At 67.0% G+C, this 25,613-nt stretch carries 21 protein-coding genes; 3 read left to right on the forward strand and 18 right to left on the reverse strand.

Going from position 1 to position 25,613, the window contains the following annotated elements:
• Positions 1 to 206: 206 nt before the first annotated feature.
• Both FFS18_RS14565 and FFS18_RS17530 read right to left on the reverse strand, forming a co-directional pair.
• Entirely contained in the window at positions 207 to 1,235 is a 1,029-nt protein-coding gene (locus FFS18_RS14565) for a HEAT repeat domain-containing protein (protein WP_137871373.1), read from the reverse strand.
• Positions 1,236 to 1,306: 71 nt separating this feature from the next.
• The gene (locus tag FFS18_RS17530) at positions 1,307 to 1,453 is read right to left on the reverse strand and encodes a hypothetical protein (RefSeq protein ID WP_171005327.1); all 147 of its coding nucleotides are present in this window, start codon (positions 1,451 to 1,453) and stop codon (positions 1,307 to 1,309) included.
• Positions 1,454 to 1,617: 164 nt separating this feature from the next.
• Here FFS18_RS17530 and FFS18_RS14570 point away from each other — a divergent pair, with 164 nt between their 5' ends.
• Positions 1,618 to 2,568 carry a WD40 repeat domain-containing protein gene (locus tag FFS18_RS14570; RefSeq protein WP_137871374.1) on the forward strand — a complete coding sequence of 317 codons (951 nt, stop codon included), beginning with the start codon at positions 1,618 to 1,620 and terminating at the stop codon, positions 2,566 to 2,568.
• A gap of 158 nt (positions 2,569 to 2,726) precedes the next feature.
• Here FFS18_RS14570 and FFS18_RS14575 read toward each other — a convergent pair whose 3' ends face one another.
• The 4 genes from FFS18_RS14575 to argH form a co-directional block, all read right to left on the reverse strand.
• On the reverse strand, positions 2,727 to 3,515 hold the full coding sequence (locus FFS18_RS14575) for a precorrin-2 dehydrogenase/sirohydrochlorin ferrochelatase family protein (RefSeq protein ID WP_137871375.1): 789 nt from the start codon (positions 3,513 to 3,515) through the stop codon (positions 2,727 to 2,729).
• A gap of 141 nt (positions 3,516 to 3,656) precedes the next feature.
• Entirely contained in the window at positions 3,657 to 4,916 is a 1,260-nt protein-coding gene (lysA, locus tag FFS18_RS14580; protein WP_137871376.1) for a diaminopimelate decarboxylase, read from the reverse strand.
• Positions 4,917 to 5,067: 151 nt separating this feature from the next.
• Positions 5,068 to 5,319, reverse strand: coding sequence for a hypothetical protein (locus tag FFS18_RS14585; protein ID WP_120217194.1), 252 nt, complete (start codon positions 5,317 to 5,319; stop codon positions 5,068 to 5,070).
• Complete coding sequence (argH, locus tag FFS18_RS14590; protein WP_249340419.1) at positions 5,319 to 6,722, reverse strand: argininosuccinate lyase; 1,404 nt, start codon at positions 6,720 to 6,722, stop codon at positions 5,319 to 5,321. The genes FFS18_RS14585 and argH overlap by 1 nt, the downstream gene beginning before the upstream one ends.
• Between argH and FFS18_RS14595 the strand changes: the two genes are divergently transcribed.
• Positions 6,694 to 7,314, forward strand: coding sequence for a TlpA family protein disulfide reductase (locus FFS18_RS14595; RefSeq protein WP_137871377.1), 621 nt, complete (start codon positions 6,694 to 6,696; stop codon positions 7,312 to 7,314). The two genes, argH and FFS18_RS14595, sit on opposite strands and share 29 nt — an antisense overlap.
• A 209-nt stretch (positions 7,315 to 7,523) precedes the next feature.
• Here FFS18_RS14595 and FFS18_RS14600 read toward each other — a convergent pair whose 3' ends face one another.
• From FFS18_RS14600 to FFS18_RS14655, 12 genes are all read right to left on the reverse strand, one after another.
• A complete protein-coding gene (locus FFS18_RS14600; RefSeq protein ID WP_120217197.1) occupies positions 7,524 to 7,862 on the reverse strand; it encodes a hypothetical protein in 339 nt (112 codons plus the stop codon).
• 203 nt (positions 7,863 to 8,065) lie between these two features.
• Complete coding sequence (locus FFS18_RS14605; protein WP_120217198.1) at positions 8,066 to 9,067, reverse strand: NAD(P)H-dependent glycerol-3-phosphate dehydrogenase; 1,002 nt, start codon at positions 9,065 to 9,067, stop codon at positions 8,066 to 8,068.
• Between the two features lie 39 nt (positions 9,068 to 9,106).
• Entirely contained in the window at positions 9,107 to 10,039 is a 933-nt protein-coding gene (locus FFS18_RS14610; protein ID WP_120217199.1) for an alpha/beta fold hydrolase, read from the reverse strand.
• A gap of 17 nt (positions 10,040 to 10,056) precedes the next feature.
• Positions 10,057 to 10,914 (reverse strand): alpha/beta hydrolase, encoded by an 858-nt coding sequence (locus tag FFS18_RS14615; protein WP_137871378.1) that lies wholly within the window; start codon positions 10,912 to 10,914, stop codon positions 10,057 to 10,059.
• A gap of 2 nt (positions 10,915 to 10,916) precedes the next feature.
• Positions 10,917 to 12,368 (reverse strand): DUF3336 domain-containing protein, encoded by a 1,452-nt coding sequence (locus tag FFS18_RS14620; RefSeq protein ID WP_137871379.1) that lies wholly within the window; start codon positions 12,366 to 12,368, stop codon positions 10,917 to 10,919.
• A 22-nt stretch (positions 12,369 to 12,390) separates the two neighbouring features.
• The gene (locus tag FFS18_RS14625) at positions 12,391 to 13,965 is read right to left on the reverse strand and encodes a wax ester/triacylglycerol synthase family O-acyltransferase (protein ID WP_137871380.1); all 1,575 of its coding nucleotides are present in this window, start codon (positions 13,963 to 13,965) and stop codon (positions 12,391 to 12,393) included.
• A 1-nt stretch (position 13,966) separates the two neighbouring features.
• The gene (locus FFS18_RS14630; RefSeq protein ID WP_137871381.1) at positions 13,967 to 16,306 is read right to left on the reverse strand and encodes a glycerol-3-phosphate 1-O-acyltransferase; all 2,340 of its coding nucleotides are present in this window, start codon (positions 16,304 to 16,306) and stop codon (positions 13,967 to 13,969) included.
• A gap of 3 nt (positions 16,307 to 16,309) precedes the next feature.
• Positions 16,310 to 17,923, reverse strand: coding sequence for an HAD-IB family hydrolase (locus tag FFS18_RS14635; protein ID WP_137871382.1), 1,614 nt, complete (start codon positions 17,921 to 17,923; stop codon positions 16,310 to 16,312).
• A 168-nt stretch (positions 17,924 to 18,091) separates the two neighbouring features.
• The gene (gene eda, locus FFS18_RS14640; protein ID WP_137871383.1) at positions 18,092 to 18,712 is read right to left on the reverse strand and encodes a bifunctional 4-hydroxy-2-oxoglutarate aldolase/2-dehydro-3-deoxy-phosphogluconate aldolase; all 621 of its coding nucleotides are present in this window, start codon (positions 18,710 to 18,712) and stop codon (positions 18,092 to 18,094) included.
• 91 nt (positions 18,713 to 18,803) lie between these two features.
• On the reverse strand, positions 18,804 to 20,645 hold the full coding sequence (gene edd, locus FFS18_RS14645) for a phosphogluconate dehydratase (RefSeq protein WP_137871384.1): 1,842 nt from the start codon (positions 20,643 to 20,645) through the stop codon (positions 18,804 to 18,806).
• Positions 20,646 to 20,852: 207 nt separating this feature from the next.
• On the reverse strand, positions 20,853 to 22,256 hold the full coding sequence (gene zwf, locus FFS18_RS14650) for a glucose-6-phosphate dehydrogenase (RefSeq protein ID WP_249340422.1): 1,404 nt from the start codon (positions 22,254 to 22,256) through the stop codon (positions 20,853 to 20,855).
• 163 nt (positions 22,257 to 22,419) lie between these two features.
• Positions 22,420 to 23,958 carry a M20/M25/M40 family metallo-hydrolase gene (locus tag FFS18_RS14655; protein ID WP_137871386.1) on the reverse strand — a complete coding sequence of 513 codons (1,539 nt, stop codon included), beginning with the start codon at positions 23,956 to 23,958 and terminating at the stop codon, positions 22,420 to 22,422.
• Positions 23,959 to 24,089: 131 nt separating this feature from the next.
• Between FFS18_RS14655 and glpD the strand changes: the two genes are divergently transcribed.
• Entirely contained in the window at positions 24,090 to 25,613 is a 1,524-nt protein-coding gene (gene glpD, locus FFS18_RS14660; RefSeq protein ID WP_137871387.1) for a glycerol-3-phosphate dehydrogenase, read from the forward strand.

Here is a 25,613-nt window from a genome sequence, read left to right on the forward strand (position 1 = left end):
GGTTAGGGGTGGGCCAGCGGCGGTGCGGTGAGGCCCACCCCGCTGCGACGAGAGTCTGTCCTGTTCAAACTGAGCCGTAGCCCTGAGCCTGTCGAAGCCTGTCCTGAGCGCCTGCAAGGCAGTCGAAGGGGGCGCTTCTCGCCGATAAGCGCCCTTCGACAGGCTCAGGGCTACGGTAATATGGTCCAGCCCGAGCAGGACAGGCTCTAGCGAACAAGTTCGCAAGTCTCGCTGCCCCTCCCGCGTGCGGGAGGGGGTAGGAAAAGCGCCAGCGTCGCTTGTGCAGCGGCGCGGACTTCGGGGTGGGGGTCATGCGCCGCCATGCGGGTGAGCGGGGCGCGAGCGGCGGCGGGGCTTAGCGCGATCAGTTCGCGCATGGCGTGCCAGCGCGCGGCGAAATCGGCGCTGTGGGTTTCGGCGTCGAACAGCGGCGCGGCGTCGGCGCGGCCAAGGTGGCGGAGCAGGGTCAGCGCCATGGCGCGAAAGCTGCTGTCGCGGCGGGACGCGCTGACGTGGAGGAGGCGGCCGGTGGCGGGGTCGTAGCTGCGGATCGGCAGGCGCGACGGCGGCTGGACGGCGAGTTCGAGGAGGAGCGTGTCGCGACAGCCGGGGATGAGCGCGAAGCTTTGCCGCGCGGTGTCGAGGTGGAGCGTCTCGCCGCGGTGCAGCGGGCGCGGCGCGGTGGTGTGGCAGGGCGCGGCGGCGCGCGCGGTGAAGGCGCCGGCTTCCTCGGCGGGGGTGACCGCGACTCGATGCTCGCAGAGCTGCGCACCGCCGCTGACGAGGATGTGAAGCGCGGCGCGGCCGGGGACGAAGATCGCGGGCGCGGCGGGCGCCGCCGGGCGCGCCGCGGCGGGCCACAGGCGGAGGGTCAGGCGGATGCCGCCGCGATCGGCGAGCACGAGGCCGCCGGGCGCATCGCCTGCCCCGCCGCCCTCGCCGCCCCCGAAGGCGCGGAGCGGCGGACGCGCGAAGGGGTCAGCGCGGAGCAGCGCGAGCGCGCTGGCGACGCGGGCGGCGAGCCAGCCTGGGTCGGTGAGCCACGGGAGCAATGCGTCGATCGCGGCGTCGGCGGGGGCGTCCGCCTGCGCATCGATCGCGCTGAGCAGGCCGTCGGGGGCGGTGTCGGCGGCGGTCCATGCGGCGGCGAGTTCGCTCACCGCGTGGCGGATCGCCGTGCGGCGCGCGCGGTCGGCGCGGGGGAAATGATCGTGGCGCGAGGCGCGGGCGGGCATCTTGGCAGGAGCGAAAGGGCGATGCGCGGGAAAGGACGGGCGGCGCCCCGCTGCCCCTTCCCGCCGCTTCGTCAGTCGTGGTTGATCAGCGCGATGGTGACCGCGATCTCGAACACCGAAGGCCCCGACGAGGCGCTTTCGCTGACGAGCGAGCCGAACAGCCCGACCGCGGTGTCGAGCAAGGGCAGCGCGTCGATGTCGATGGCTGGCAGACCCATATGTTTCTCCTGTGGTGACCGGCGGCGCGACCTGCCGCCTTGGTGCAGGGTTAGGAAGCGGCGTCCCGTGCGCCAGTTAACTTGTCGTAATGTCGCTGGTCGAAGGCGGCTTGCCCGCGCGAGACGGCGGCATAGGATGGCGGAAACGAACCGGGAGATTTGCCATGCGCCGCACGATTGCCACCGCCCTTGCCGCCCTGCTGCTGGCGGGGCCCGTCGCCGCCGAAACCTTGCTGATCGGCAACAAGGGCGAAGATAGTCTGAGCCTGGTGGCGCTGGCGTCGGGCGCGGAGCTGGCGCGGCTGCCGACGGGCAAGATGCCGCACGAGATCGCGGTGTCGCCCGACGGCAGCCAAGCGGCGGTGGTCGCCTATGGCGGGACGACGATCGACGTGTTCGATGTTGCGGCGCGGACGAAGGTGAAGACGATCGACCTCAGCCCCAACCAGCGGCCGCACGGGCTGCTCTGGCTGGCCGACGGGCGGCTGGTGGCGACGGCGGAGGGCAGCGAGTCGGTCGCGGTGGTGGCGCCCGACGGGACGGTGACCTCGATTTCGACGGGGCAGAAGGGGACGCACATGGTCGTCGTCGCGCCCGACAATCGCACCGCCTATACCGCCAATATCGGGTCGGGGACGGTGAGCGTGCTTGACCTGAATGCGGGGACCAAGCTGCGCGACCTGGTGATCGGCGGCAAGCCCGAGGGGCTGGCGCTGGCGAAGGGCGGGCGCGAGCTGTGGGTCGGCGATCTCGATGCGCCGCGGGTGACGGTGTGGGACACCGCGCGCGGTGAGAAGCTGGCCGAGCTGCCGGTCGATCCGGTCGCGATCCGGGTGCTGGCGAGCCCCGACGGCAGGCTGATCGCGACGAGCAATATCGGTAAGGGGACGATCAGCCTGTTCGACGCCGAAACGCGCGCGCCCGTGCGGACGATCCAGGTGTCGGCGGGCGACGCGGCGCGGCAGGTGACCTTGCTGTTCAGCGCCGATTCGAAGCGGCTCTATGCCGCCGAGACGGGGGTCGACAAGGTCGCCGAGATCGATGTGGCGAGCGGCAAGGTGCTGCGCCGGATCGCGGCGGGGAAGCAGGGCGACGGGCTGGCGATCGCGCCCTGAGGGCAGGTTTGACTAACGTCTGCTTTGGGGTGGGAAGCGGACGTTCCAATAAACCGTCGCCCCCGCGCAGGCGGGGGCCGCTAGCCGCCTATTCCTGCGCGGCTGTATAAACCGACAGCGGCCCCCGCCTGCGCGGGGGCGACGTCCTACTTCGGTCGTCAGCTGCCATTCGAAATCACCGGCATTTCCACCCACAGCGAGAGCCCCGCGGGCGGGTCGGCGGGCGGCGCATCTGCCGCATGTCGCACTGCGTCGGCGCGGGCGCGGGTGAGGATCGCGGGGGGGACCGTCGCGGGGTGGAAGATATGGTCGGCCTCGCCGAGCAGGCGCGCGGCGCGGAGGGTGAGGTCGTCGGGGTCGGGGCTGGTCAGGTGGATCGTTTCGAGGCGCGACGGCTGCGGCGCGGCGTCGCTCGCCAGCCAGGCCGCAACCTTGTCCGCCGCTCGGTCATCGAGCGGGTCGAGCGCGCCGCCGCTGGCAAGTGCGGCGTCGATGGCGCGGCGGCGGTCGGCGGCGGCGGGCCAGCGCGCCTTCATCGCGTCGCGCGCGGCGTACAGCGCGGTCGCGAGGGCGCCGACACGCACGGGGAGCAGGGATTCGATGCGTTGGCGGACGGCTTTCGCAAGCCCCGCCGAGGCGCCGCCGGTGCCGATCGCGATGGTGACCGGCGCGCGGTCGACGATCGCGGGGGTGGTGAAATCGCAGAGGTCCGGGCGGTCGACGACGTTGACGAGCAGGCTGTGGGCGCGGAGCTCGTCGGCGGCGGCGCGGGCGGCCGTTTCATCGTCCAGCGCGACGAAGGCAATGGTGGCGCCCTGCTGCCACGCGGGGACGACGCGCCCCCCGGCGCGTTCGATCAGGCGGGCCTTGGCGGCGGCGGCCTCCCCCTCGCCCACCAGCACGACGGTGCGGCCGGTGAGGTTCAGGAAGATCGGGAGCTGGTGCATGAATTTGCCCTTTTTCTCGTCATGCCGGATTTGATCCGGCATCCGTGACCTGTGTCGCGCCGTTGGGCCATGGACCCCGGATCAAGTCCGGGGTGACGAGAAAAAGATAGCGTCGCTGCGTATTCACGCAACCGGGCTGTATCAGTCAATCCAGTCCGGCACGCGCTCGGCGGCCATAATCGTGCTGGCGGCGATGCGGTCGGCGACGACGACGTAGCGGTCGCCGTCGACGAGGACCTCGGGAACCAGACTGCGGCTGTTGTAGGTCGACGCCATCGTCGCGCCATAGGCGCCCGCAGTCCGGAACACCGCGAGGTCGCCGGGTTCGACCGCGTCGGTCACGCGGTCGCGCGCGAAGGTGTCGCCGGTTTCGCACACGGGGCCGACGATCGATGCGGTCATCTTTTCGCCGGTCGGCTTCACCGCAACGAAGTCGTGATAGGCATCATAGAGCGCCGGGCGCGCGAGGTCGTTCATCGCGGCGTCGACGATGACGAAGGGGTTGGTCGCGCCGGGCTTGACCCAGAGAACCTCGGTCAGCAGCACCCCGGTGTTGCCCGCGATGACGCGGCCGGGTTCGAACATCAAGGTGACGTCCCAATCCTTCGTTACTCGCGCGACCATCGCGCCATAATCGGCCATGCTGGGCGGATTATCCTCGGGCTTGTACGACACGCCGAGCCCGCCGCCGAGATCGACATGGGTGATGCTGTGTCCCGCGGCGCGCAGGTCGGCGACGAGGCGGCCCACCCGTTCGAACGCGGCTTCGAGCGGGGCGAGGCTGGTCAGCTGGCTGCCGATATGGACCGCGATGCCGCGCATCTGGAGCCCGGGCAGCGCCGCAAGGCGGTCGAACATGGCAGGCGCGACGTCGATGCCGACGCCGAACTTGTTGTCGGCCTTGCCGGTCGAAATCTTGGCGTGGGTGCCCGCATCGACGTCGGGATTGACGCGGAGCACGGCGCGCGCGGTCATTTCCTTCGCCAGCGCGATTTCGGCGAGCGCGACGCCTTCGGCCTCATGTTCGATATTGAACTGGCCGATGCCGCGATCGAGGCCCAACGCGAGCTCGGCGCGCGTCTTGCCCACGCCTGAAAAGACGATGTCGTCGGGTGCCATGCCCGCGGCAATCGCGCGTTCGAGTTCGCCGCCCGACACGACGTCGGCGCCGTAGCCTTGCCGCGCCAGCACGCGCAGTACGCCAAGGTTGGGGTTGCTCTTGATCGCAAAGGCGAGGTGCTTCTTTGGCACGGCCTTCAGCGCAGCGCGAAATTCCTGCGCATGGGCTTCGAGCATCGCGCGCGAATAGACATAGACGGGGGTGCCGATTTCTTCGGCAAGGCGCGGCAGCGGAATGTCTTCGGCGTGGAGGACGCCGTCACGAAGGGCAAATTGATCCATCATTTTTATCCTGGTCATCATTTCCCGTTCGCCCTGAGCTTGTCGAAGGGCCGTTCTTTCTTTCCACGTTGCAGGAAGAAGGACGGTGCTTCGACAAGCTCAGCACGAACGGGATCAGAGGCAAATTCTAAAGCTCGACCGCCGCCGCCATTCAGCCCGGAGGCGGCAAGTCGAAATCGTCGGGTTCGCGTTGTTCGGACCGTTTGAGAAGTTCGTCGCTGCGCGCGGGGCGGGCCTGCGCGTCAGGCGTCGTGAGCTCCTCCGTGGTCGGGGCGCGCGTGGCGCCGACGGGGACGACCGGGGCGGGTTGGCCCGCGACCGGCTTCAAATCTTCCTTGCTGCCGCAGGCGCCGAGCAGCGCCGATGCAGCCAATGCCATGATGATGAGGCGCTTCGTCGCCATCAATTTTTTCCTTCCAGCGCGGCGCGCGCCGCCGCGATCGCCTGCCTTACCCGTTCGGGGGCTGTCCCGCCATAGCTGGTGCGGCTGGCGACCGACGCCTCGACGGTCAATGCCGCGAGCACGTCGGACGTGACCGCGGCGTGGATCGCGGCGGCATCGGCGGCGGGGAGTGCCGACAGCTCGACGCCCAGTTCCTCGGCGCGCTTGACGCAGGCGCCGACGACATGATGCGCCTCGCGAAACGGCAGTCCATTCTCGCGCACCAGCCAGTCGGCGAGATCGGTCGCGGTCGAATAGCCCGAGGCGGCGAGCGCGCGCATGCGGTCGGTGCGGAAGGTCAGGGTTTCGACCATGCCGGTCATCGCGGCGAGCGACAGCGCAAGCGCGTCGAAGGCGCCGAAGACGGTTTCCTTGTCGTCCTGCAGATCCTTCGAATAGGTGAGCGGCAGGCCTTTGACGATCACCGCGAGCCGCTGGAAGGCGCCGAGCAGCAGCCCCGCGCGCCCGCGCACCAGTTCGGCGGCGTCGGGATTGCGCTTTTGCGGCATGATCGAGCTGCCGGTCGACCAGGCGTCGGGCAGGCTGATGAAACCGAACGGCTGGCTGGCCCAGATGACGATTTCTTCGGCGAGGCGCGACAGGTGGATCGCGGCGATCGACGCGGCGGCACAAAATTCGAGCGCGAAGTCGCGATCGGACACCGCGTCGATGCTGTTCGCCATCGGGCGGTCGAAATCGAGCGTGGCGGCGGTGGCATCGCGATCGACCGGGAAGCCGGTGCCCGCGAGCGCCGCGGCGCCGAGCGGCGATTCGTTGAGGCGGCGGCGCGCATCGGCAAAGCGGCTGCGGTCGCGGCCGAGCATCTCGACATAGGCGAGCAGATGGTGGCCGAGCGTCACCGGCTGAGCGACTTGCAGATGCGTGAAGCCGGGCATGATGCTGTCGGCATGTTCGTCGGCGCGCGCGAGCAGCGCCGCCTGCATCGCGGCGAGCCCCGCGTCGATGCGCTCGCACGCGGTGCGCGTCCACAGACGGAAGTCGGTCGCGACCTGGTCGTTGCGCGAGCGCGCGGTGTGGAGGCGCCCGGCGGCGTCGCCGACCAACTCCTTCAGCCGCGATTCGACGGTCATGTGAATGTCTTCGAGCGCGAGGTCGACGGGGACCCCGTTCGCGGCAAATTCACCGGCGATCTGCGCGAGGCCGCGATCGATCTGGACCGCATCGTCGGCGCCGATGATCCCGGCGGCGCCAAGCATCGCGGCGTGGGCACGGCTGGCGGCGATATCCTCTTCCCACAGGCGCTTGTCGATCGGGATCGAGGCATTAATTTCTTGCATGATCGCGGCGGGACCGCCACCGAAGCGGCCACCCCACATGCTGCTCTTGTCCGGAGTATCCGTCATTCGCCGCGTCCCAAACCCATATCTAGCGATCCTTGGCCTGCTGCTGGCCGGATCAATCGCGGGCTGCGATAGGGAAAAGGCGGGCGGCGGGCAACCCGCAGACGGCCAAGCAAATATTTCGGCGGGCCAAGCGAAGGGCGTCGGCCAGTTCGAATATATGATCGACCGCAGCCACAAGGGCGAAGCGGCGCCGACGGTGGCGTTTACCGGTCCCGACGATGCGGCGGTGACGCTGGCGGCGTTCAAGGGCAAGCCGCTGCTGGTCAATTTGTGGGCGACCTGGTGCGCGCCGTGCGTCGCGGAAATGCCGACGCTCGATGCGCTGGCGGCAGAGAGCGGCGAGGCGATGGCGGTGATCGCGGTGGCGCAGGATCTGCAAGGCGCCGAGGTCGTCGATCCGTGGTTCCAGAAGGCGGGGCTGAAGGCATTGCAGCCGTATCTCGATCCCGAGAACGGGTTGCTCGATGCCGCCAACAGTGCATTGCCGACGAGCATATTTTACGATGCCGAGGGGCGGGAGTTGTGGCGCGTGGTCGGGGCGATCGATTGGCAGGGGGATGAGGCGAAGGCGTTGCTGGCGGAAGCGACTTAGTCCTCCCTGTCGCGAAGCGATGGGGAGGGGGACCGTCGCCGTAGGCGATGGTGGAGGGGCAGCACCGGCAGCGCCATGGCCCCTCCGTCAGCGCTTCGCGCTGCCACCTCCCCATGGCTTCGCCACAGGGAGGATTTGCGAGAGGAAAAGGGCGGACGCCCCATGACGCCCGCCCTTCCCTTGCGACCCGGAAGCTGCTCCGGGGAAACTTAACCGCCGACGGTCACGCGGCCGACGCGATAACCTTTCTTGCGCATTTCCTTCACATAATCCTTGTCGGCGTCGATCACCTCGGTTTCCCATTCGTCCCACGCGTCCCAGCGATCCTCGCGATCGGTGGCGCGGCGAAGGTCGCTGGTCAGCTCCTTCTCGGCCTCGAGAATGTCGGATTTGTAATTATACCATTGCTGGTTGACGACGCCCGCGATCGGTCGCTCGCGGATCGGCGGCGGTTCGAAGCCGGGCGGCATCGAATGATAGGGTACGGCCGCGATGGCGGCGGTGGCGGGAAGCGCCAGAATGACTGCAAGGGTGGTCCATTTTTTCATCGTCCATCTCCTGATTGTCCGTCCGTTGCCGGGCGGTCAGGGGAGTCAACGAAGCCGGCGGCGAATTTCTTCCCGGCTCGGCGGGGATAAAGCACGGCTGGCGGTGGAATATCGTCGGCCCGCCCAAAAACCGTAGCCCTGAGCCTGTCGAAGGGCGCTTATCCGAGAAGCGCCCTTCGACAGGCTCAGGGCTACGGTTTCATTCAGCCCGGATGCGCTTCGTCGCCGACCGCCGAGCGGAGCAGGCCGCGAAACACGTCCTGCGCACTGCGTTTGCCCTGCGTCACGTCATAGACGTCGCGCGCGATCGGCATGGCGAGATTGTAGCGTTCGGCGAGCGCGATGACGGTCGGGGCGCTCTTCACCCCCTCGGCGACCATGTTCATCCCGGCGATGATCTCGTCGATCGGGCGGCCCTTGCCGAGTTCGACCCCGACATGGCGGTTGCGGCTCAAGGGGCTGGTGCAGGTGGCGATCAGGTCGCCCATTCCGGTCAGCCCGGCAAAGGTTTCGGGGCGCCCGCCCATCGCGACGCCGAGCCGGGTAATCTCGGCCAGCCCGCGCGTCATCAGCGCCGAGCGGGTGTTGTCGCCCGCCCCCAGCCCGTCGCCCATGCCGACCGCGATCGCGATGATATTCTTGAGCACCCCCCCGAGTTCGCAGCCGAGCAGGTCGGTGTTGGTATAGACGCGGAACAGCCCCGAATGAAACACCGGCTGGAGCGCGCGGACGACGATCTCGTCCTCCATCGACAACACGCTCGCCGCTGCCTGCCCGGTCATGATCTCGCGCGCGAGGTTCGGGCCGGTCAGCACGCCGACGGGATGGCCGGGGAGGACTTCCTCGATCAGCTGGGTCATGCGGAGGCCTGAGGAGAGTTCGAGACCTTTGGTCAGGCTGATCACCGGCACCCATGGGCGGAGGTGCTGGCGTGCCTCTTCGAGCACGGCGCGGAAGCTGTGCGAGGGGACGCCCATGATAAGGACATCGGCGCCCGCGACGACCTCGGCCATGTCCTGCGTTGCGCCGAGCGCCGACGGCAGCTTGATGCCGGGGAGGTATTTGCGATTCTCATGGTCGCGGTTGATGCCCTCGACCGTTTCGGCATCGCGCGCCCACAGGCTGATCGGCGCGTTGCGCGACACCACCGCCGCGACCGTCGTCCCCCAGCTGCCCCCACCGAGCAGGCCGACCTTCAGGCGCATATGTCTCTCCCCTGTTTTTGGGGGAGAGTGGCGGCAGTTTCAGTGCTTGGCAAGGAAGCCCTTCATCACCGCCGCCGTCGCCTTGGGATCCTCGATCATCGGGACGTGGCCGACATGTTCGAAGATATGGCTCTGGCTGCCCGCGATCCCCGCTTCAAGCACGGCGACGCAGCTGACGTCGAGCAGGCGGTCGTGGCGGCCCCAGATGATCAGCGTTGGCACCTTGACCTCGCCCAGCCGGTCGTTGAGCGGCTGGTCGCGGCCCTCGGTGGCGATGACCCAAAAGATGGTGTCGAGCTGGTCGCGATATTTGAGCGCGTCGGCGTAGAGCACCGGTTTGAGCCGCGCGGGGATATAAGGCGGTTTGTGCACGACCATGCTTACCAGCCGATCGGCATCCTCGAGCCCCGCAAGGACGAGCGGATTATAGGTTTCGTCGGCCGCCTGTTTCTGGAGGTCGCTTTCGTTGGCGCCGTTGACCCCGGCGTTGTTGAGCAGGATCAGGCTGGCGAGCGCGTCTGGATAGTCGATCGCATAGCGCAGCGCGATCCAGCCGCCCATGCTGTTGCCCCCGATATGCGGGCGGTTAAGGCCGAGTGTGTCGGCGAATTGCTTGAGCCGCGCGGTTTGCGCGCCGAGGTCATAGGCGAGATCGGGATTGCGCTCATTCTCGCCGAAGCCGGGCAGGTCGGGGGCGATGACATGATAGTCGCGCGTCAGATACGGCGCGATCATCGACCAGTTATCCTTGTCGCCGGCAAAGCCGTGGACGAGGAGGAGCAAGGGTTTCGCGGGGTCGCCGCCCTCCAGATAGGGCCAGTTGCGCCCGTCGACGATGACACTTTTCTGCACCATCCGCCCGCGCTGACGCAGCAGCGCGCGCCCGAGCGCGACGAGGCGGCCGGGGAAGACGAAATACATCAGCGTCAGCGCGATGATGGGCGCGAAGAGGAGGATGAGGAGGGTTTTCATCGGTTTCTAACTCAGTCCTAAAGCCGTTTTCGCGCCACCTGCGCGTCGAACCAGGCGATCAAATCGTTCAGCACCGTATCTTGTTCCGGCTCGTTGTAAATTTCGTGGAACAGGCCGGGGTAGATTTTCAGCGCCTTGTCCGCTGAGGCGACATGATCAAACAGATATTGCGACCCCGCGGGCGACGCGAGGCTGTCGGCGCTGCCGTGCTGGAGCAGGATCGGCAGCGCGATTTTGGGGGCGCCCGCCTGCGCCGCGGCCATCGCGTCCATGAACTCGCGCCCGAGCCGCGCGCCGATCTTGCCGGTGTAAACGAGCGGGTCGGCGAGGTAGGCGGCGACGACCGCGGGATCGCGGCTCACCCCGTTGGCGTCGAGCGACAGCACGCCGAGGCGCGGGAGGAAGCGCGACAGGAAGCGACTGATCCAGACGGTGAAGCGCGAGGGCGGCGCGGCGGGGACGATCGCGGGGCCGGAGAGCGCGGCGGCGGCGAACGCCTGTTGCCGTTCGATCAGGAACAGGGTCGAAATCAGCCCGCCCATGCTGTGGCCGAGGAGCAGGCGCGGGGTGTCGCCATGATTGACCTCGACCAGGGTCAGCAGCTCCGCCATGCCGTCGGTGAAGGCCGAGAAGCGCGGGACAAAACCACCCTCCCCGTCCGATTGGCCGTGGCCCCAATGGTCGATCGCATAGACGGCATAGCCCGCGTCGGTCAGCCGCTTCGCGACATGCGCGTAGCGCCCGGCATGTTCGGCATAGCCGTGCGCTAGCAGCACAACGGCCTTGGGCCGGGCTGCGGGCAGCCAATGGGTGACATGGAGCCGGGCGCCTGCACCGGCGGATTCGGCGGGTAAAATGACCGCACCCGCCGTCATGGTCAGCGCACCGCTTTCTTCAGCGCGGCGGTGCTGCGGTGGCCGGGGCCATCGTCGCCGGCCTTGTCGATCCGCGCCAAAATGCCTTCGAGCGCGCGGCTGATCGCGGTCTGGGTGCGCACCATCTCGACCTTGGGCCAGGCGGTGCGTTCGCCGGTGTCGATCAGTTCGTCGATGTCGTCCTGCGCAAGATCGCTCAATATCTTGGTCGGCGACCAGAATTTGGGCGGGCGGATGATGTTGATGTCGCCGGTATATTCCTGATTGATCACCGAACGCGCCATATTGGCGATGCTGTTGAGCGGCGGCACCCATTCGAGCGGTTTCTGGAAGATGATCATATTGGCGTTGAGCCACGCCTTGAAGGTCGCCATCGACGCATGCTGGATCGCCTCGATCGGCGCCATCTGCTTGCGCGTGTCGGTGGCGAAGGGCAACGCGATCGGGTTCGCCTGGCTGACGATATGATGGTTCACGCCATAGAGGCGTTCGAGCCGCTTGGTCGGGATATCGTGGGTCACCGATCCATCAACCCAGCGCCGGTCGGGCTGATAGGGAACGCGCGCGCCGCTGTCGTCCCGCGCCATCAGCATGACCGGCGGAAAGACGCCGGGGACCGCGCAGGATGCCAGCACCGCTTCGCGGATCAGCACATTGGGGGCGGTGATCGCATTGAGCAGGCGGCCATTCTGATGCTTTTCGGCGGGCGCGACCGAGACGTTGAGGTGGCGGCCGCTGATCTCAAACGCTTCCTGAAAGGTCAGGTCGGGGATCAGGTCGGCGAGCCGGTCGCGCACCTCGTCGGAGGCGAGGCGACGCCCGTCGCTGTCGCGATCGGGGTTGGCGAGGCGATCGCTTTCGAGGAAGGCGCCGATGTCGGCATCCTTGCGGGTGCAGACGACCGCGGCGACGATCGACCCGCCGCTGGCGCCCGACATGATCGCGGGCAAGACGCCTTCGGACCAGAGCGCCTTCACGACCCCGATGTGAAAGAAGAGGAAGCTGCCCGAACCCGAGAGCAATAGCGCCGAGCGACCGTAGCAATGCTGGGCGCGGCGGAAGAAATCGCGCTTTTCCTCTTTGCCGATGCTGCGCGCGGCGGCGATCTTGTCGAGCGAGGCGACAACCTCGGCGACATAATCCTCGATCAGCTTCTTGGTGCCGAACCGCGCCTTTTGATAAAGGCGTTCGTGGCCCATGCCGTCGATATTGCCGTGGATGCCCTCGTTAAGGACAAACAGCAGCCCTTTGACGTCGCCCGCCGCCGACAGCTTGCGCAATTTTTCGAGCCGGGCGCGGATCGCCTTATAGTCGAAATGCTTGCTTTCGTCGGCGTCGCGCCACGCCTGCATTCCCGATTTCTTGTCATGCTCGCGCGCGGCCTTGGCCCAGGCGGTGTAATCGGACGCGGTCACGAGATCGCGGTCGGCGCTGAGCGTCGGGGTGAAAAGCATCTAGTCGTCCTGCAGAACATGGTTATTTTTTGCGAGTCTTGCCGGTTGCGTTGCCTTTGGCAACCGGTTTCGCCCGAGGTTTGGCGGCAGGTTTCGGGACGGCCTTCGGCTTTGCCTTGGGTTTTGGTGTCGCCTTGGCCGCCGGTTTCGGCGTTGCCGTAGCGGCTTTCGGCTTTTCGGGCTTGGGCACCGCCGCCATCAATTCGGCGAAACTTTCGTCGATACAGGTGCGGAAAAAAGCGATGTCGGGCATGATCGCGCGTTCGCAGATAATCGAAAAGGCGATGCGACCGTTATAGCTGGGGGTCGCGACGAACAGCCCCATATTGTTCGCGAGCGGCGCCATGCCGTGCTGCATCACCAGCTGCGCGCCCGCCAGATAGAGCGGCACCTGCGCGCCGGGGACGTTCGAGATGAAGAGGTTGGTACCGCGCACCGCAAAGCGCTCGCTGGTGACGAGCCGCGCCACCGCGGCCATCGTCGCGCCCGGAATATGTTGCGACAGGTCGGTCATGATCCGCGCGCTGACTCCCGCCTTCGCCTCCTTCGCTTCGACCGTATAGTCGCGGATCGCCGCAAGCCGCGCGAGCGGGTCGGCGATGTCGGTGCGGACCGGAACGCTCATCGCCGACACCTGATTGCCGGGGGTCGAGGCCTTTCCGGCGCCCTTGTCCTTGCCGCGCAGGTTGATCGGGGCGACCGCGACCAGGCTTTCCTTGGGCAATTCCTTGTGCTTCGCCAGATATTTGCGCAGCGCGCCGCCCACCGTGGTCAGCACCACATCGTTGACCGTCGCGCCCGGCACCTTCTGGCGCACCAGCGCGACCTCGGACAGCGCGACCGAGGTGCCGTCGAACATCTTGTGCGGGCCGACCGCAGTGTTGAAGCGCGTTTCGGGAACCCCCGCGGTCATCCCGCCCTCGATCGCCTTGCGCGCCGACGAGATGATCGCGGGCGACATCTTCATCAACGCATTCATGAACTTGACCGGCGATTGCAGCGACGCCGACCAGGCGCGCGACAGCGCCTCGGCGCTCGACGGCGGATCACCGAGATCCTCGACCGGGGGCGGTTCGGGAATCGCGGGCGTGCCCTTGGCATCGATGTCGCTCATCGCAATGAACGCGTGCGCGCCCGACGCGCCATCGACCGCGGCGTGGTGGACGCGGTGGAGCATGGCGAAGCTGCCCTTCGGGATACCGGGGATGCGGTCGAGCCCCTCAATGATATAAATGTCCCACAGCGGGCGGTTCATATCCATCGGTTTGGAAAAATAGCGCGCGGTGGCGATGCAGAATTGCCGCCAGTCGCCGGGTTCGGGCAGTCGCGCGTGGCTCATATGCGCCTCGATATCGAAATGCTCGTCCTCGACCCAATAGGGATGGTCCATATCGAACGGCAGGCGGTGCAGGCGGCGCTTGAACACGGGCGAGGTATTCACGCGGCTTTCGACGTGGCGGATGATGTCCTTGAAGCGCACGAAGCCGCCCGGCGCGGTCGACGGGTCGTAGATATAGACGCCCATGATGTGGGTGAGGTTGTTCGCGGTCTGGGTGTAGAGGAACTGGGCGTCCTGCGCGCTGAGCTGTTTGAGCATGTTATCCTCCTGAACCGGGAAGTCGATCGGCGAGAGCCACCGTCGACAGTCGCATCGCTTCCATCACGTTCGCCAGCCCGCGCAGTTCCGCGAGCAGCGCGCGGCGCTGTGCAAGAATTTCAGGCGTCGCTTCCTCGGCCAGCCCCATATGGCGCATCAGCGACAGGCCGTTGGCGAAGAGCAATTTGCCGATCGCCGCCTCGCTGCTGATCCGGCGGAGCAGATAAGCCTGTTTGCCCTCGGTCAGCGCGGCGTCGAGCAAGGCCTTTTCGTCGACCGCCTCGCCCGGTTTCGCGCGCGCGAGCAGGTCGGCGACGACCGAATAAGCCTCGGCAAAGGGCAATAGGATCGCGTGGCCAACGACCGGCTGGCAGCGGCGCAGCAGTTGCGCGATGCCGCGGTCGCCGCTGGCGAGGCGGCGGTCCCAGACCGGGTCGATGCGGTCGAGTTCGGCGCGCAGCGCGGCCATATGCTCGTCGCGCGGAGGATAGAAAAATTCGAATTTGAACAGGTCGCGGAGGCGATCGATCTTGTCCCAAAAGGCCGCCGTCGCATCGCCGCTGTCGGCATCGCGCAGCTCGAACAGCGCGAGTTCGATCATCGCGCGGTCGAGGAAATGATGCGCGATGATGTTGCGGTAATAGCTCGCCATCGGATGTTTGGCGGGGTCGATCGAATAGATGTTTTCGCTGCCCGCCTCGTACCGCGTCAGCAGCCCGCTGGTGACGAGCGTGTCGACGGTGGCCGAGAGCGCGGCGTCGTCGCCGCTGCCGAGTTCGCTGCTGATCCGGATGCCGCGGGCGCGCGCCCAGTCCTTGAGCGCGGCGATCGCGCCGAGCAGTTCGGCGGCGGTCGCCCCGCGCGGCGCCATGCCGAGCAGGATCAGGCACATCACCGAGGTGACGGTGAGCGGGGTGACGCGGTTCGCTTCGACCGCGACGGCAAAGGCGATCCTCTCCAGCGCGCGCTTGTCATCGGGACCGGGGGCGGTATCGATCACCACCGGGTTGCCGATGTCGAGCCGGATGCGGCCCGAGGGCTCCTTCAGGCTTTTCATATAGCCGATGAACCACGACAGGCTTTCGGGCTTCTTGTTACGGCCGGTCTGTTCCGCCGCATATTCCTCGACATCGCGAATGAGGTCGAAGCTGGTGACGAAGGGGACAAAATGCACCCCGCGCGTGCCGGTCGCATGCGCCGCGTCGAGGACATATTTCATCAGGCCGTACTTTGGCGGCATCAGCTTGCCGAGGCGCGAGCGGGTACCCTCGAACGCCCAGCTCAAAGGGAAGCGCTTGGCGAGCAGCCAGGCGATATAGTGGCGCAGGACGAGTTTATAGACCGGCTGGTCTTGAAAGCTGCGGCGGATGAAGATCATCCCCGAGCGGCGGAAAAATTCGCCCATCACCGCAAAATCGAGATTGGCGCCGCCAAAGCTGTGCAGCATCGGCATGTCGTTTTCATAGGTCAGGCGGCTGGGGGTCGCGCCGTCAATATAGGTCTTGTGGGTGAACAGGATCGCGGTCGGATGTTCGCGCAGGATCGCGCGCAGCCGCGCCAGTTCCGCGGCGTCGACCTCCATCTCGGGCGCGTAGCCGCCGAACATCATCCGGTCGAGCCGCGCGCGCAGGTCGAGGAACAGCGCGCTGGGCCGCGCGATGACCTCTTTCATCAACGGGCGCGCTTCACGGAACAAATCGGCGACCGGGCGCCCCGTCGCTTCGGCGAGTTCGGCAAGCGCGGCGCGGAATTTCGGGCTGGTGCGCAGCCCGTCGGCGACGAAGCGAGGCACCTTGTACCTTGTTCCCCGAATGCCGCGTTCGGCCACGTCAAGCGCGAGCGACGCCTGCCGCGCGACGAAGGCGGCAAATTCGGCGCTGTCGCAGCCGGCGCCGTCGCCGCCGCCGGTCTGCGCCGTGAAGCGGTCGCGCAGCGCATCGAGCGTCGCCGCCTCGCCAACCAATATCTGCGCGCGGCGACGGTCGCGGAGCAGGATCAGCCGCGCGCGGAGCGATCCGGGGTGACGCGGGTCGCCGAAAAAGATGTGGCGGAATTTGAGCGCGCGGTCCTTGTCAAAGCCGGGGATGCGCCATGCGACGCGCAGCGGCACGACCTGCCGCGACGGCAGCCCGCCGAGCCGCGCGCGCAGCGTTTCGAGCGGCAGCGCATGATCGTCATCCTCGATCGCGAGGCTGGCCCATTGGGGGTCATTGTCGGCCGCAGTGGAATGGATCCAGTCGAGCAATAATTGCCGCTCGACCCCGTGGCGCGCGTCAATGATGTAGAGCCGGTCGGCCGCGTCCTCCGTAATCATCGGGGTGCGGGCGGTTCCGTCGGCCATGCGTTAGGCTGCCCTTCCCTTTCGCGGGGAGGTTTTCTTGGCCGTCGCCTTTGCCGGCGCTGCCTTTTTCTTGGCGGCGGGTTTTTTCGCCGCCGCCTTCTTGGGTTTCGGCTTTGCCGGCTTGTCCTCGGGCGCCGCCGCTTCGGGCGCCGGTTCCTTCGCCACCGATTCCGCCACGCTTTCCTCGGGCTGGCCGAGCGTGCGCAGGAACATGTTGCGCACGTCGCGGACATGGTTGTTGATCGTCCGAGGGCTCCACCCCGATGTGTCGACCGGCGGCAACACCGTGACGCGCACCGTCGCGGGGCGCATCACAAACTCGTTCTTGGGCGCGACGTCGGTCGCGTTATGGATCACGATCGGGACGATGGGGACGCCCGCCTGCATCGCGAGGTGGAAGGCGCCCTTCTTGAACGGCTCGAGCTTCGGCGTCAGGCTGCGCGTGCCTTCGGGCGAGATGCAGATCGACTTGCCCTCGACGCGGATCGCGTCGACGAGCGGCTCCATCGCCTTGATCGCGCTCTTGCCGTCGGCGCGGTCGACGAAGACGGTGCCGCCCCATTCCATCAGCTTGCCGAGGATGGGGATGTCCTTGATCTCTTTCTTGCCCACCCCGCCCATGTCGCGGCGGATGAGCTTGGCAAGGATCATCACATCGGCTTTGCTCTGGTGGTTGAAGATGAAGACGCAGGGGCGCGACGACCAGAGATGTTTCTCGTCCTCGACCTCCAGCTCGACCCCGGTGATCGCGGTCGCGAAATCGCCGAACAGCCCGATCGAGAAATTCGCCGCCTCGCGCTGCGAACGGGTGAGCGCCCAGATCGGGAGGCCCGCGGCAAAGGCGCCGACGAGCGAGCCGGTGGCGTAGATGGTGCGCGTATAGTCGACCCACGACGGCGTGCCGCGGCTGGCGAAACGCTGCACCGGCCAGCCATTTTCCTCGGCGATCGCCATGAGTTTGAGGTTCGGGTTAAGCGGGCGCGGCTTGCCGACGCGTTCGAGCAATTCGATATCGTCGTCGCTGTCCGAATAGAAAAAGCTCTGGTCGAGATCGAGGCCATATTCGGCGGCGAGTTCCTCGGCGGCAAGCACCTTGCCCTCGCCGAAGCACAAGGGGCGGATGATGTCGCCGGTGAACACCCCATCCTCGATTTCATAGGCCGAGCATTTGATGTCGGTGATACCAAGGTCGCGCGCGGTCGGCTCGATCTGGTAGATCGTCGCCGACGAGATGATCGCGACGCGGTGGCCCTTCGCCTGATGCGCTTCGATGATCGCGCGGGTTTCGGGATAGATTTTGCGGGCGATGTGCTTTTTATAGAGTTCTTCGCCGAACTCGATGAAGCTTTCCTCGTCGACGCCCTTCATGAATTTGGCGGCGCCCGACATCAGGCCGGAAAAGCCGATCGTGCCAAGGCTGTGCTGCGCGATGATCTGCGCGGTCTCGGCGATTTCCTCGACCGACATTTCGCGGCGCTGGAATTTTTCGCGCAGCATCGCGGTGGCGGAGTAGCCCGAGATGATGGTGCCGTCGAAATCGAACAATGCGGCGATATGCGATCCGGGTTCGGACGCGAGCACTTCTTCCAAATGCGGCTGCGGTCTTGGCACGCGCATCTCCCCACGGGCGGCTATATTGCCGCCTTTCCCTGCACGATGGCAGTAAAGATGGCGTTTATCAATGGCGCCCAATTCGTCGCCCCCGCGCAGGCGGGGGCCGTTATCGGCCTTATGCTGCGTAGTTGAATAAACCGCCAGTGGCCTCCGCCTGCGCGGGGGCGACGGCTAGCGAGCGAGCGCCGCCGCTTCGCGCGCCAGCGCCTCGACCCGCGCCGGGTCGAGCGGGCCCGACGGGACGACCCAGCTGCCGCCGACGCAGCGCACCGCATCGAGCGCGAGCCAGTCGGGCGCGGTCGCCAGTGTGATGCCGCCGGTCGGGCAGAAACGCGCTTGGCCGAAGGGACCGGCGAGCGCCTTCAGCGCCGGGATGCCGCCGCTGGTTGCCGCGGGGAAGAATTTGAAGCGGTCGAGGCCCATATCCATGCCGCGCATGATGTCGCCCGCATTGGCGGCGCCGGGCAGGAAGGGGATCCCGCTCGCGACCGCCGCCTTGCCGAGATTGTCGGTGAGCCCGGGCGAGACGATGAATTCGGCGCCCGCGTGGATGGCGGCGGTGAGCATCGCGGGGTTGAGCACGGTGCCTGCGCCGACCACTGCGCCTTTGACGGCTTTCATCGCGGTCAGCGCGTCGAGCGCGGCGGGGGTGCGCAGCGTGACTTCGAGCACGGGCAGGCCGCCCGCAACGAGCGCCTCGGCCATCGGCACCGCATCCTCGGCCCGGTCGATGACGATCACCGGGATGACGGGGGCGAGCGCCATGATCTGGTCGATGGATTGGTCGGTCATGTCTTTTCCTTCGTCGCCCCCGCGAAGGCGGGGGCCGTTGTCGATGTTGCGCAAGGTTGCCAGCTGCCCCCGCCTTCGCGGGGGCGACGGGCTATATAACTTGCTCCATTGCCGCCAGCACCGCCGAGCCGCCCTTTTCGGCTTCGTCGGCGTGGTGGCGGAACAGCGCAAACAGCTCGCGCCCGACGCCGAGCGCGGGCGGCGGGGCGACGGCGGGCGAGCGCGCCGCCCAGATGGCGGGATCGACCAGCGCGAGCACCTCGCCCTGGCGCGCGCAGACGCGGACGATGTCGCCGTCGGTAAGGAAGGCGAGCGGACCGCTGACCCCGTCGGCGCCTGGCAAGGCTTCGGGCGAGAGGTGAATGACGGCAGGCACCTTGCCGCTGGCGCCCGACATGCGGCCGTCGGTGAGCAGCGCGACGCGGAAGCCGCGGTCCTGGAGTACGCCGAGCGCCGGGGTCAGCTTGTGCAATTCGGGCATCCCGTTCGCACGCGGCCCCTGAAAGCGCACGACGACAACAACGTCGCGTTCGAGTTCGCCTGCCTTGAAGGCGGTCAGCACGGCGTCCTGATCGTCAAAGATCCGGCACGGCGCCTCGATCGTCCAGCGATCCTCGGCGACCGCGCTCGTCTTGATGATCGCGCGGCCGAGATTGCCCGCAAGCAGGCGCATCCCGCCGTCGGGCGAGAATGGCGTGGCGACGGGGCGCAGCATCGTGTCGTCGCGGCTCTCGGCGGGTGCGGCCTGCCATCGGAGTTCGTCGTCCACCAGCACGGGCTCGGCGGCATAGTCGGCCATCGTGCCGCCGACGGTCAGCACATCGCCGTGCAGCAACCCGGCACCCAGCAACTCGCGCACGACATAGCCGATCCCGCCCGCGGCGTGGAAATTGTTCACGTCGCCCGCGCCGTTCGGATAGACGCGCGCGAGCAGCGGTACCGCATGGCTGAGTTCGTCGAAATCCTGCCAGTCGATGATGATCCCCGCCGCGCGCGCGATCGCGGGCAGGTGGATCGCATGATTTGTCGAGCCGCCCGTCGCGAGCAGGCCGATCGCGGCGTTGACGATCGCCTTTTCGTCGATGCAGCGCGCGAGCGGACGGTAATCGTCGCCGTCCCAGCCGATTTCGGCGATCCGATGCGTCGCGGCGCGGGTCAACTCCTGGCGCAATTTTGTCCCAGGGTTGGTGAAGGCGCTGCCGGGGATGTGCAGCCCCATCAGTTCCATCATCATCTGGTTGCTGTTCGCGGTGCCGTAGAAGGTGCAAGTGCCCGCGCCATGATAGGACGCCGCCTCGGCTTCGAGCAGCTCGTCGCGGGTCGCCTTGCCCTCGGCATAAAGCTGACGGATCCGCTGTTTTTCCTTGTTCGCGAGGCCCGAGGGCATCGGTCCGGCGGGGATCAATATCTGCGGAAGGTGGCCGAAACGCAGCGCGCCGATCAAGAGGCCGGGGACGATCTTGTCGCAAATGCCGAGCAGCAAGGCGCTCTCGAACATCGCATGGCTGAGCGCGATCACCGTCCCCTGCGCGATATTGTCGCGGCTGAACAGCGACAGGTCCATGCCCGCCTGCCCCTGCGTCACCCCGTCGCACATCGCGGGAACCCCGCCCGCGACCTGCGCGGTGGCGCCGACTTCGCGCGCGAACAGCTTGATCTGCTCGGGGTAGCGGCCATAGGGCTGATGCGCCGAGAGCATGTCGTTGTAGCTGGTGACGATGCCGATGTTCATCGCGGCGCCGGTGCGGATGACCGGCTTGTCGTCGCCCGCCGCGGCGAAACCGTGGGCGAGATTGCCGCAGGAGAGGTTACCGCGGTTGGTACCGGCCTCGCGCTGGCGCTCCATCAGGTCGAGGTAAGCGGCGCGGCGCGGGGCGCTGCGCGCGATGATGCGGTCTGTGACGGCGGCGATGGTGGGGTGGAGGGTGGTCATATTGTGATACCCGATCCCTTCTCCCCTTGTGGGAGAAGGATACGAAGCCTTGGCGCGAAGCGCCTAGGCGTAGTTGGATGAGGGGTTGCGAGCCAGAGGCTCGCGCGCTCGCCATGCGAGCGCATACCCCTCACCCAGCTTCGACTAGCCAGCAAGCTGGCAAGTCTGCGCAACCCTCTCCCACAAGGGGAGAGGGGATTTATGCCCTCAATCATGCCAGCTCGCCCCGTCGCGTTCGATCAACGCGATCGCGCTCGACGGCCCCCAGCTGCCCGCGGTGTAGCTTTGCGGCGCCATATCGACCGCCGCCCACGCGTCGCGGATCGAATCGATCCATTGCCACTGTGCCTCCACCTCGTCGCGGCGTACGAAAAGCGTCTGGTCGCCCTCGATGAAGTCGAGCAACAGCCGTTCGTACGCAATCCGCCGCCGCTCGCCGGCAAAGCTGTGTGAGAGCGAGACGTCCATCGTCACCTCTTTCAGCTTGACCCCGTCGCGGTCGAGCCCCGGCTGTTTCGCCATCACCTTGACCCGGATATTTTCCTCGGGCTGGAGATTGATGATCATGCTGTTCGCGTCGAGCTTGCCCGCGCCGACGCGCGCGAAGATATTATGCGGGACGGGCTTGAACTGGATCAGCACTTCCGACTTGCGTTCGGGCATGCGCTTGCCCGTACGCAGGTAGAAGGGCACGCCCTTCCAGCGCCAATTGTCGATGAAGGCCTTGATCGCGACGAAGGTTTCGGTGTTCGACGGCTGGCCGAGCTCGTCGGCATAGCCGGTCACCGCGCCGCCATTGACCGCGCCGCTGCTGTACTGGCCCTTGACGCTGTGCGCCTTCACATCCTCGGCGGTCAGTTTGCGCAGGCTCCGCAGCAGCTTGACCTTTTCGTCGCGCACCGCCGTCGCGCTGACGCTGGCGGGCGGCTCCATCGCGATGATCGCGAGCAATTGCAGCATATGGTTCTGGACCATGTCCTTCAATGCGCCGACGCCGTCATAATAGGATACGCGGCCCTCCAGCCCCACGGTTTCGGCGACGGTGATCTGGACATGGTCGATCGCCTGCGCGTTCCACAAAGGCTCGAACAACATATTGGCAAAGCGCAGCGCGAGCAGGTTCTGCACCGTTTCCTTGCCAAGATAATGGTCGATGCGGAACACCCGGTCCTCGGCAAAGGCGTCGCCGACCTGTTCGTTGACTTCGAGCGACGAGGCCAGGTCGTGGCCGATCGGCTTTTCCATCGCGATGCGGCATTCGGCGCAGGCGATCCCTGCGCTTTTCAACCCCTGCGCGATTGGGCCGAACATCGACGGCGGGGTCGAAAGATAGGCGCCGATCGGACGCCCGATCCGGTCGCCGAGCAGAGCGGCGAGATCATCGTAACCGGCGCCCGCGCCCGCATCGACCGGGCAATAATCGATCCGATCGAGAAAACCGCTGATCTGTGCGTCATCGAGGCGATCGTCGGCGAGATGGTCGGTCAGCGCCTTGCGCACCATCGCGTGGCACGCCGCGCGGTCCATCTGCGACCGCCCCGACGCAACGATCGTCAGCGCGTCGGCAAGCAGGCTATCGACGTGGAGATTGTAAAGCGAAGGGAACAGCATGCGCTGCGCCAAATCGCCCGTCGCGCCGAACAATATCAATGTTTCGACTTTCACGCTCACGCCAATCCCCTTGGATATCCATCACGGGAAATGGCGGAGCCGCGTCATGATTGCAACGCGCATACGTAGGCTGCATAGCTTTGCCGATTGAAGGTCGCACGGGTCACCGGTCCGAAAAATCATCCTCCATGATTGCGCGAATGTTGAGGATCCCTTCGGCGAGGAACGCCGGATCGACATTTTCGTTTTCGCCATGCTGGTTGTTGTCGGCGTTGACGACCGGGATCGTCACCATCGGCGCGCCGAGCTCGTGCGCGAACAGCGACAGCGGCAGGCTGCCGCCGGTCGACGGCACCACAACCAGCCGGTCGGGCGACGCGCGTTCGAGCAGCTGCTTGACCCGCGTCACCATCGGTTCGTCGAGCGAGGTGCGCTGCGCTTCATAACCAAAGCCCGAGGTGATTTTGGCGATCAGCGGATGCGCCAGCCGCTCCTCTGCGGTCGGGGTGCGATCGAGGACCAGATAGCCCTGCGCTTCGACAAAGCGCACCAGCCGCGCGAGCTGGCGGTCGATGCGGTCGCCCTTGACCAGCCGCATGTCGAGCCGCGCCTCGGCCTCGGTCGGGATGACGTTGGCGGCGCGCGCGTCGGTGGCGCCTGCGCGCAGCGCGGTGATCTCGATCCCGGGCAGCAGCACCAGCTCGCCGTGCAGCTTGCCGCCGCCCTGCGTCCGCGCAATTCCCAGGCTCTGCCGCGTCGCGTCCATCGACGGCGCCTTGGCGATTTCGGCGCGTTCGGCGGCGGTCGCGGGGACCGCGTCGTCGTAGAAGCCGGGGATCAGGATGCGCCCGTCGGCATCCTTCAGGCTGCCCAGCAACGCCGACAGGCGCAGCGCCGGGTTCGGCGCCCAATTGCCATAATTGCCCGCGTGCAGCGGCCGATTGGCGCCGTACACGGTGATGCCGACATCGACCACGCCGCGCACCCCCAGCACCATCGCGCGGTAACCCGCGGTATGCCGCGGGCCGTCAACCATGACCCAGAGGTCGCTTTCCAGCTTTTCGCTATGCGCGTGCAGGATTGCGCGGAGGTTGGGCGAGCCCTTTTCCTCTTCGCCCTCGAAAAAGAATTTCACATTGACGCCCAGCCGCGCGGCGGTGCCGGTCGCGTCCCGAAAGGCGTTGAGCGCGACCATCACCCCCGCCTTGTCGTCGGCGGCGCTGCGCGCCGCGAGCCGCCAGCCGGTCGGAAAGTTCGCACCGGGCGACCATGGACCCAGCACCGCGCCGCCCTGTTCGATCGGGCGCGAGATCGCGGTCGGGCGAAAGGGCGACAGCCCCGGCGCCCAGCGTTCGGGTACCACCGGCTGGCCGTCATAATGGGCGTAAAAGACGATCGTGCGGGTCGCGCCCGGGGTTTTGATCTCGCCGAACACCGCAGGCGGCGCCTTGCGGTCGGGGTCGTAGAGCAGTTCGGACGCGATCCCGCGCCGCTGCATCATCGCCTGAACGAAGCGCGCGTTGGCGAGCGCGTCGGCGGGGTTCGCGGCGTCGTTGGGCAGCGACAGGAAGGCGATATATTCCTCCAGCACCGCCGGATCGAGCATCGCTTGCCGCGCCGCCGTCGGGGTGCTTGCGACCACGGCGAACAGCCCTGCCATGGCCATGGCGCACCCGCTCCACCGTTTCGATAAACGCTGCATGATCCCCTCCTCCTGCCCTCATCCACGGCGACCTTTGCCCCGGAGCGCGCTGCTGTCCAGCTTGGTCGATGACCCCCTGCATCTACCACGCCGCTTGGCAAGACCAGCCCGTCTGTCTTAGGAAGATCGCTATGCCCGACAGCGCCCAGCCCTATGACGTCATCATCATCGGCGGCGGTGTCAACGGCGCCGGGGTCGCGCGCGATGCCGCGGGGCGCGGGGCGCGGGTATTGCTGCTCGAGGCGGGCGATCTGGCGCAAGGCACCTCGTCGGCATCGACCAAGCTGATCCACGGCGGGCTGCGGTACCTGGAGCATTATGAGTTCGGCCTGGTGCGCGAGGCATTGAAAGAGCGCGAAACCTTGTGGGGCATCGCGCCACACATCATCTGGCCACTGCGCTTTGTGTTGCCGCACCGGCCGGGGCTGCGCCCGCGCTGGCTGTTGCGGCTCGGGCTGTTCCTCTATGACCATATCGGCGGGCGCAAGAAATTGCCCGCGACGCGCTCGATCAACCTCCGCCGCCATGCCGCGGGCGAAGCGTTGCAGCCGCAATATGAACGCGGCTTCGAATATTCGGACGGGTGGGTCGACGATGCACGGCTGGTGGTGCTCAACGCGCGCGACGCCGCCGCGCGCGGCGCGCGGGTCCGCACCCGCACCCGCGCCGACATGCTGCGCTGCGAGGATGGGCTGTGGGTGGTCGAGGCGAGCTGCGCCAATGGGCATCAATATCGCTTCAGCGGGCGCGCGATCGTCAACGCCGCGGGGCCGGCGGTGCTCGATCTGCTGAAGCGCGCCGATGCCGAGCCCGATCATGCGATGCGGCTGGTGCGCGGGTCGCACATCGTCGTGCGGCGATTGTTCCGGCACGAATATGCCTATTTCTTCCAGCTCCCCGATGGCCGCATCTTTTTCGCCATTCCCTATGAGCGCGACTTCACCCTGATCGGCACGACCGACGTCGATCATGATGGACCGGCGAGCGAGGCGCGCGCGAGCGACGAGGAAATCGCCTATCTGTGCGAAGGGGCGAGCCTCTATTTCCGCGAAGCCATCACCCCCGCCGACGTTGTGTGGACCTATTCGGGGGTGCGGCCGCTGATCGAGGACGGGTCGGGGCGACCCGAGGCAGCAACGCGCGGTTACCGCATCGACCTCGACCTCGCCGAAGGCGCGCCGCTGCTCACCATCTACGGCGGCAAGATCACCAGCTATCGCCATGTTGCCGAAGCCGCCGTCGATGAACTGACGGGCCATGTCGCGGCGCTGACCGGAAAGCGCTGGACCGCGAAGGCACCGCTGCCGGGCGGCGATTTCCCGGTCACCGGCGCCGCGGCGCTCAAGGCGGAGATCAAGCTCGCCCATCCCTTCCTCAGCGCCGACACCGTCGACCGCATCGTCAAGGCCTATGGCACCGACGCGCGCCGCTGGCTGGGCGACGCCGACAGCTGGGACGCGCTCGGCGGCGAAATCGCCCACGGGCTGAGCGTCGCCGAGGCCACGTGGTTGGTCGATCAGGAATGGGCGCAGACGGCGGGCGACATCTTGTGGCGGCGCAGCAAGCTGGGACTGCATTTCGGTCCTGCAGACGTCGAACGCCTGGCTGACTGGCTTGCGGCCCGACGCCCTGCCGGTCAGCCAGCCCAAGGCTGA

This window comes from Sphingopyxis sp. 2PD (assembly GCF_005503695.1).
In the GTDB taxonomy this organism is placed as follows: domain Bacteria; phylum Pseudomonadota; class Alphaproteobacteria; order Sphingomonadales; family Sphingomonadaceae; genus Sphingopyxis.

Bases quoted from the DNA above. Each gene is read 5' to 3' on its own strand.
- FFS18_RS14625 (WP_137871380.1), bottom strand. From the start codon at position 13,965: ATGCTCAAACAGCTCAGCGCGCAGGACGCCCAGTTCCTCTACACCCAG.
- zwf (WP_249340422.1), bottom strand. From the start codon at position 22,256: ATGCTGTTCCCTTCGCTTTACAATCTCCACGTCGATAGCCTGCTTGCC.
- FFS18_RS14595 (WP_137871377.1), top strand. From the start codon at position 6,694: ATGCTGCTCTTGTCCGGAGTATCCGTCATTCGCCGCGTCCCAAACCCA.
- FFS18_RS14655 (WP_137871386.1), bottom strand. From the start codon at position 23,958: ATGCAGCGTTTATCGAAACGGTGGAGCGGGTGCGCCATGGCCATGGCA.
- FFS18_RS14585 (WP_120217194.1), bottom strand. From the start codon at position 5,319: ATGGCGACGAAGCGCCTCATCATCATGGCATTGGCTGCATCGGCGCTG.
- FFS18_RS14570 (WP_137871374.1), top strand. From the start codon at position 1,618: ATGCGCCGCACGATTGCCACCGCCCTTGCCGCCCTGCTGCTGGCGGGG.
- eda (WP_137871383.1), bottom strand. From the start codon at position 18,712: ATGACCGACCAATCCATCGACCAGATCATGGCGCTCGCCCCCGTCATC.
- FFS18_RS14620 (WP_137871379.1), bottom strand. From the start codon at position 12,368: ATGCTTTTCACCCCGACGCTCAGCGCCGACCGCGATCTCGTGACCGCG.
- lysA (WP_137871376.1), bottom strand. From the start codon at position 4,916: ATGGATCAATTTGCCCTTCGTGACGGCGTCCTCCACGCCGAAGACATT.
- FFS18_RS14610 (WP_120217199.1), bottom strand. From the start codon at position 10,039: ATGAAAACCCTCCTCATCCTCCTCTTCGCGCCCATCATCGCGCTGACG.
- FFS18_RS14615 (WP_137871378.1), bottom strand. From the start codon at position 10,914: ATGACGGCGGGTGCGGTCATTTTACCCGCCGAATCCGCCGGTGCAGGC.
- FFS18_RS14605 (WP_120217198.1), bottom strand. From the start codon at position 9,067: ATGCGCCTGAAGGTCGGCCTGCTCGGTGGGGGCAGCTGGGGGACGACG.
- edd (WP_137871384.1), bottom strand. From the start codon at position 20,645: ATGACCACCCTCCACCCCACCATCGCCGCCGTCACAGACCGCATCATC.
- FFS18_RS14630 (WP_137871381.1), bottom strand. From the start codon at position 16,306: ATGGCCGACGGAACCGCCCGCACCCCGATGATTACGGAGGACGCGGCC.
- FFS18_RS14575 (WP_137871375.1), bottom strand. From the start codon at position 3,515: ATGCACCAGCTCCCGATCTTCCTGAACCTCACCGGCCGCACCGTCGTG.
- FFS18_RS17530 (WP_171005327.1), bottom strand. From the start codon at position 1,453: ATGGGTCTGCCAGCCATCGACATCGACGCGCTGCCCTTGCTCGACACC.
- argH (WP_249340419.1), bottom strand. From the start codon at position 6,722: ATGACGGATACTCCGGACAAGAGCAGCATGTGGGGTGGCCGCTTCGGT.
- FFS18_RS14565 (WP_137871373.1), bottom strand. From the start codon at position 1,235: ATGCCCGCCCGCGCCTCGCGCCACGATCATTTCCCCCGCGCCGACCGC.
- glpD (WP_137871387.1), top strand. From the start codon at position 24,090: ATGCCCGACAGCGCCCAGCCCTATGACGTCATCATCATCGGCGGCGGT.
- FFS18_RS14600 (WP_120217197.1), bottom strand. From the start codon at position 7,862: ATGAAAAAATGGACCACCCTTGCAGTCATTCTGGCGCTTCCCGCCACC.
- FFS18_RS14635 (WP_137871382.1), bottom strand. From the start codon at position 17,923: ATGCGCGTGCCAAGACCGCAGCCGCATTTGGAAGAAGTGCTCGCGTCC.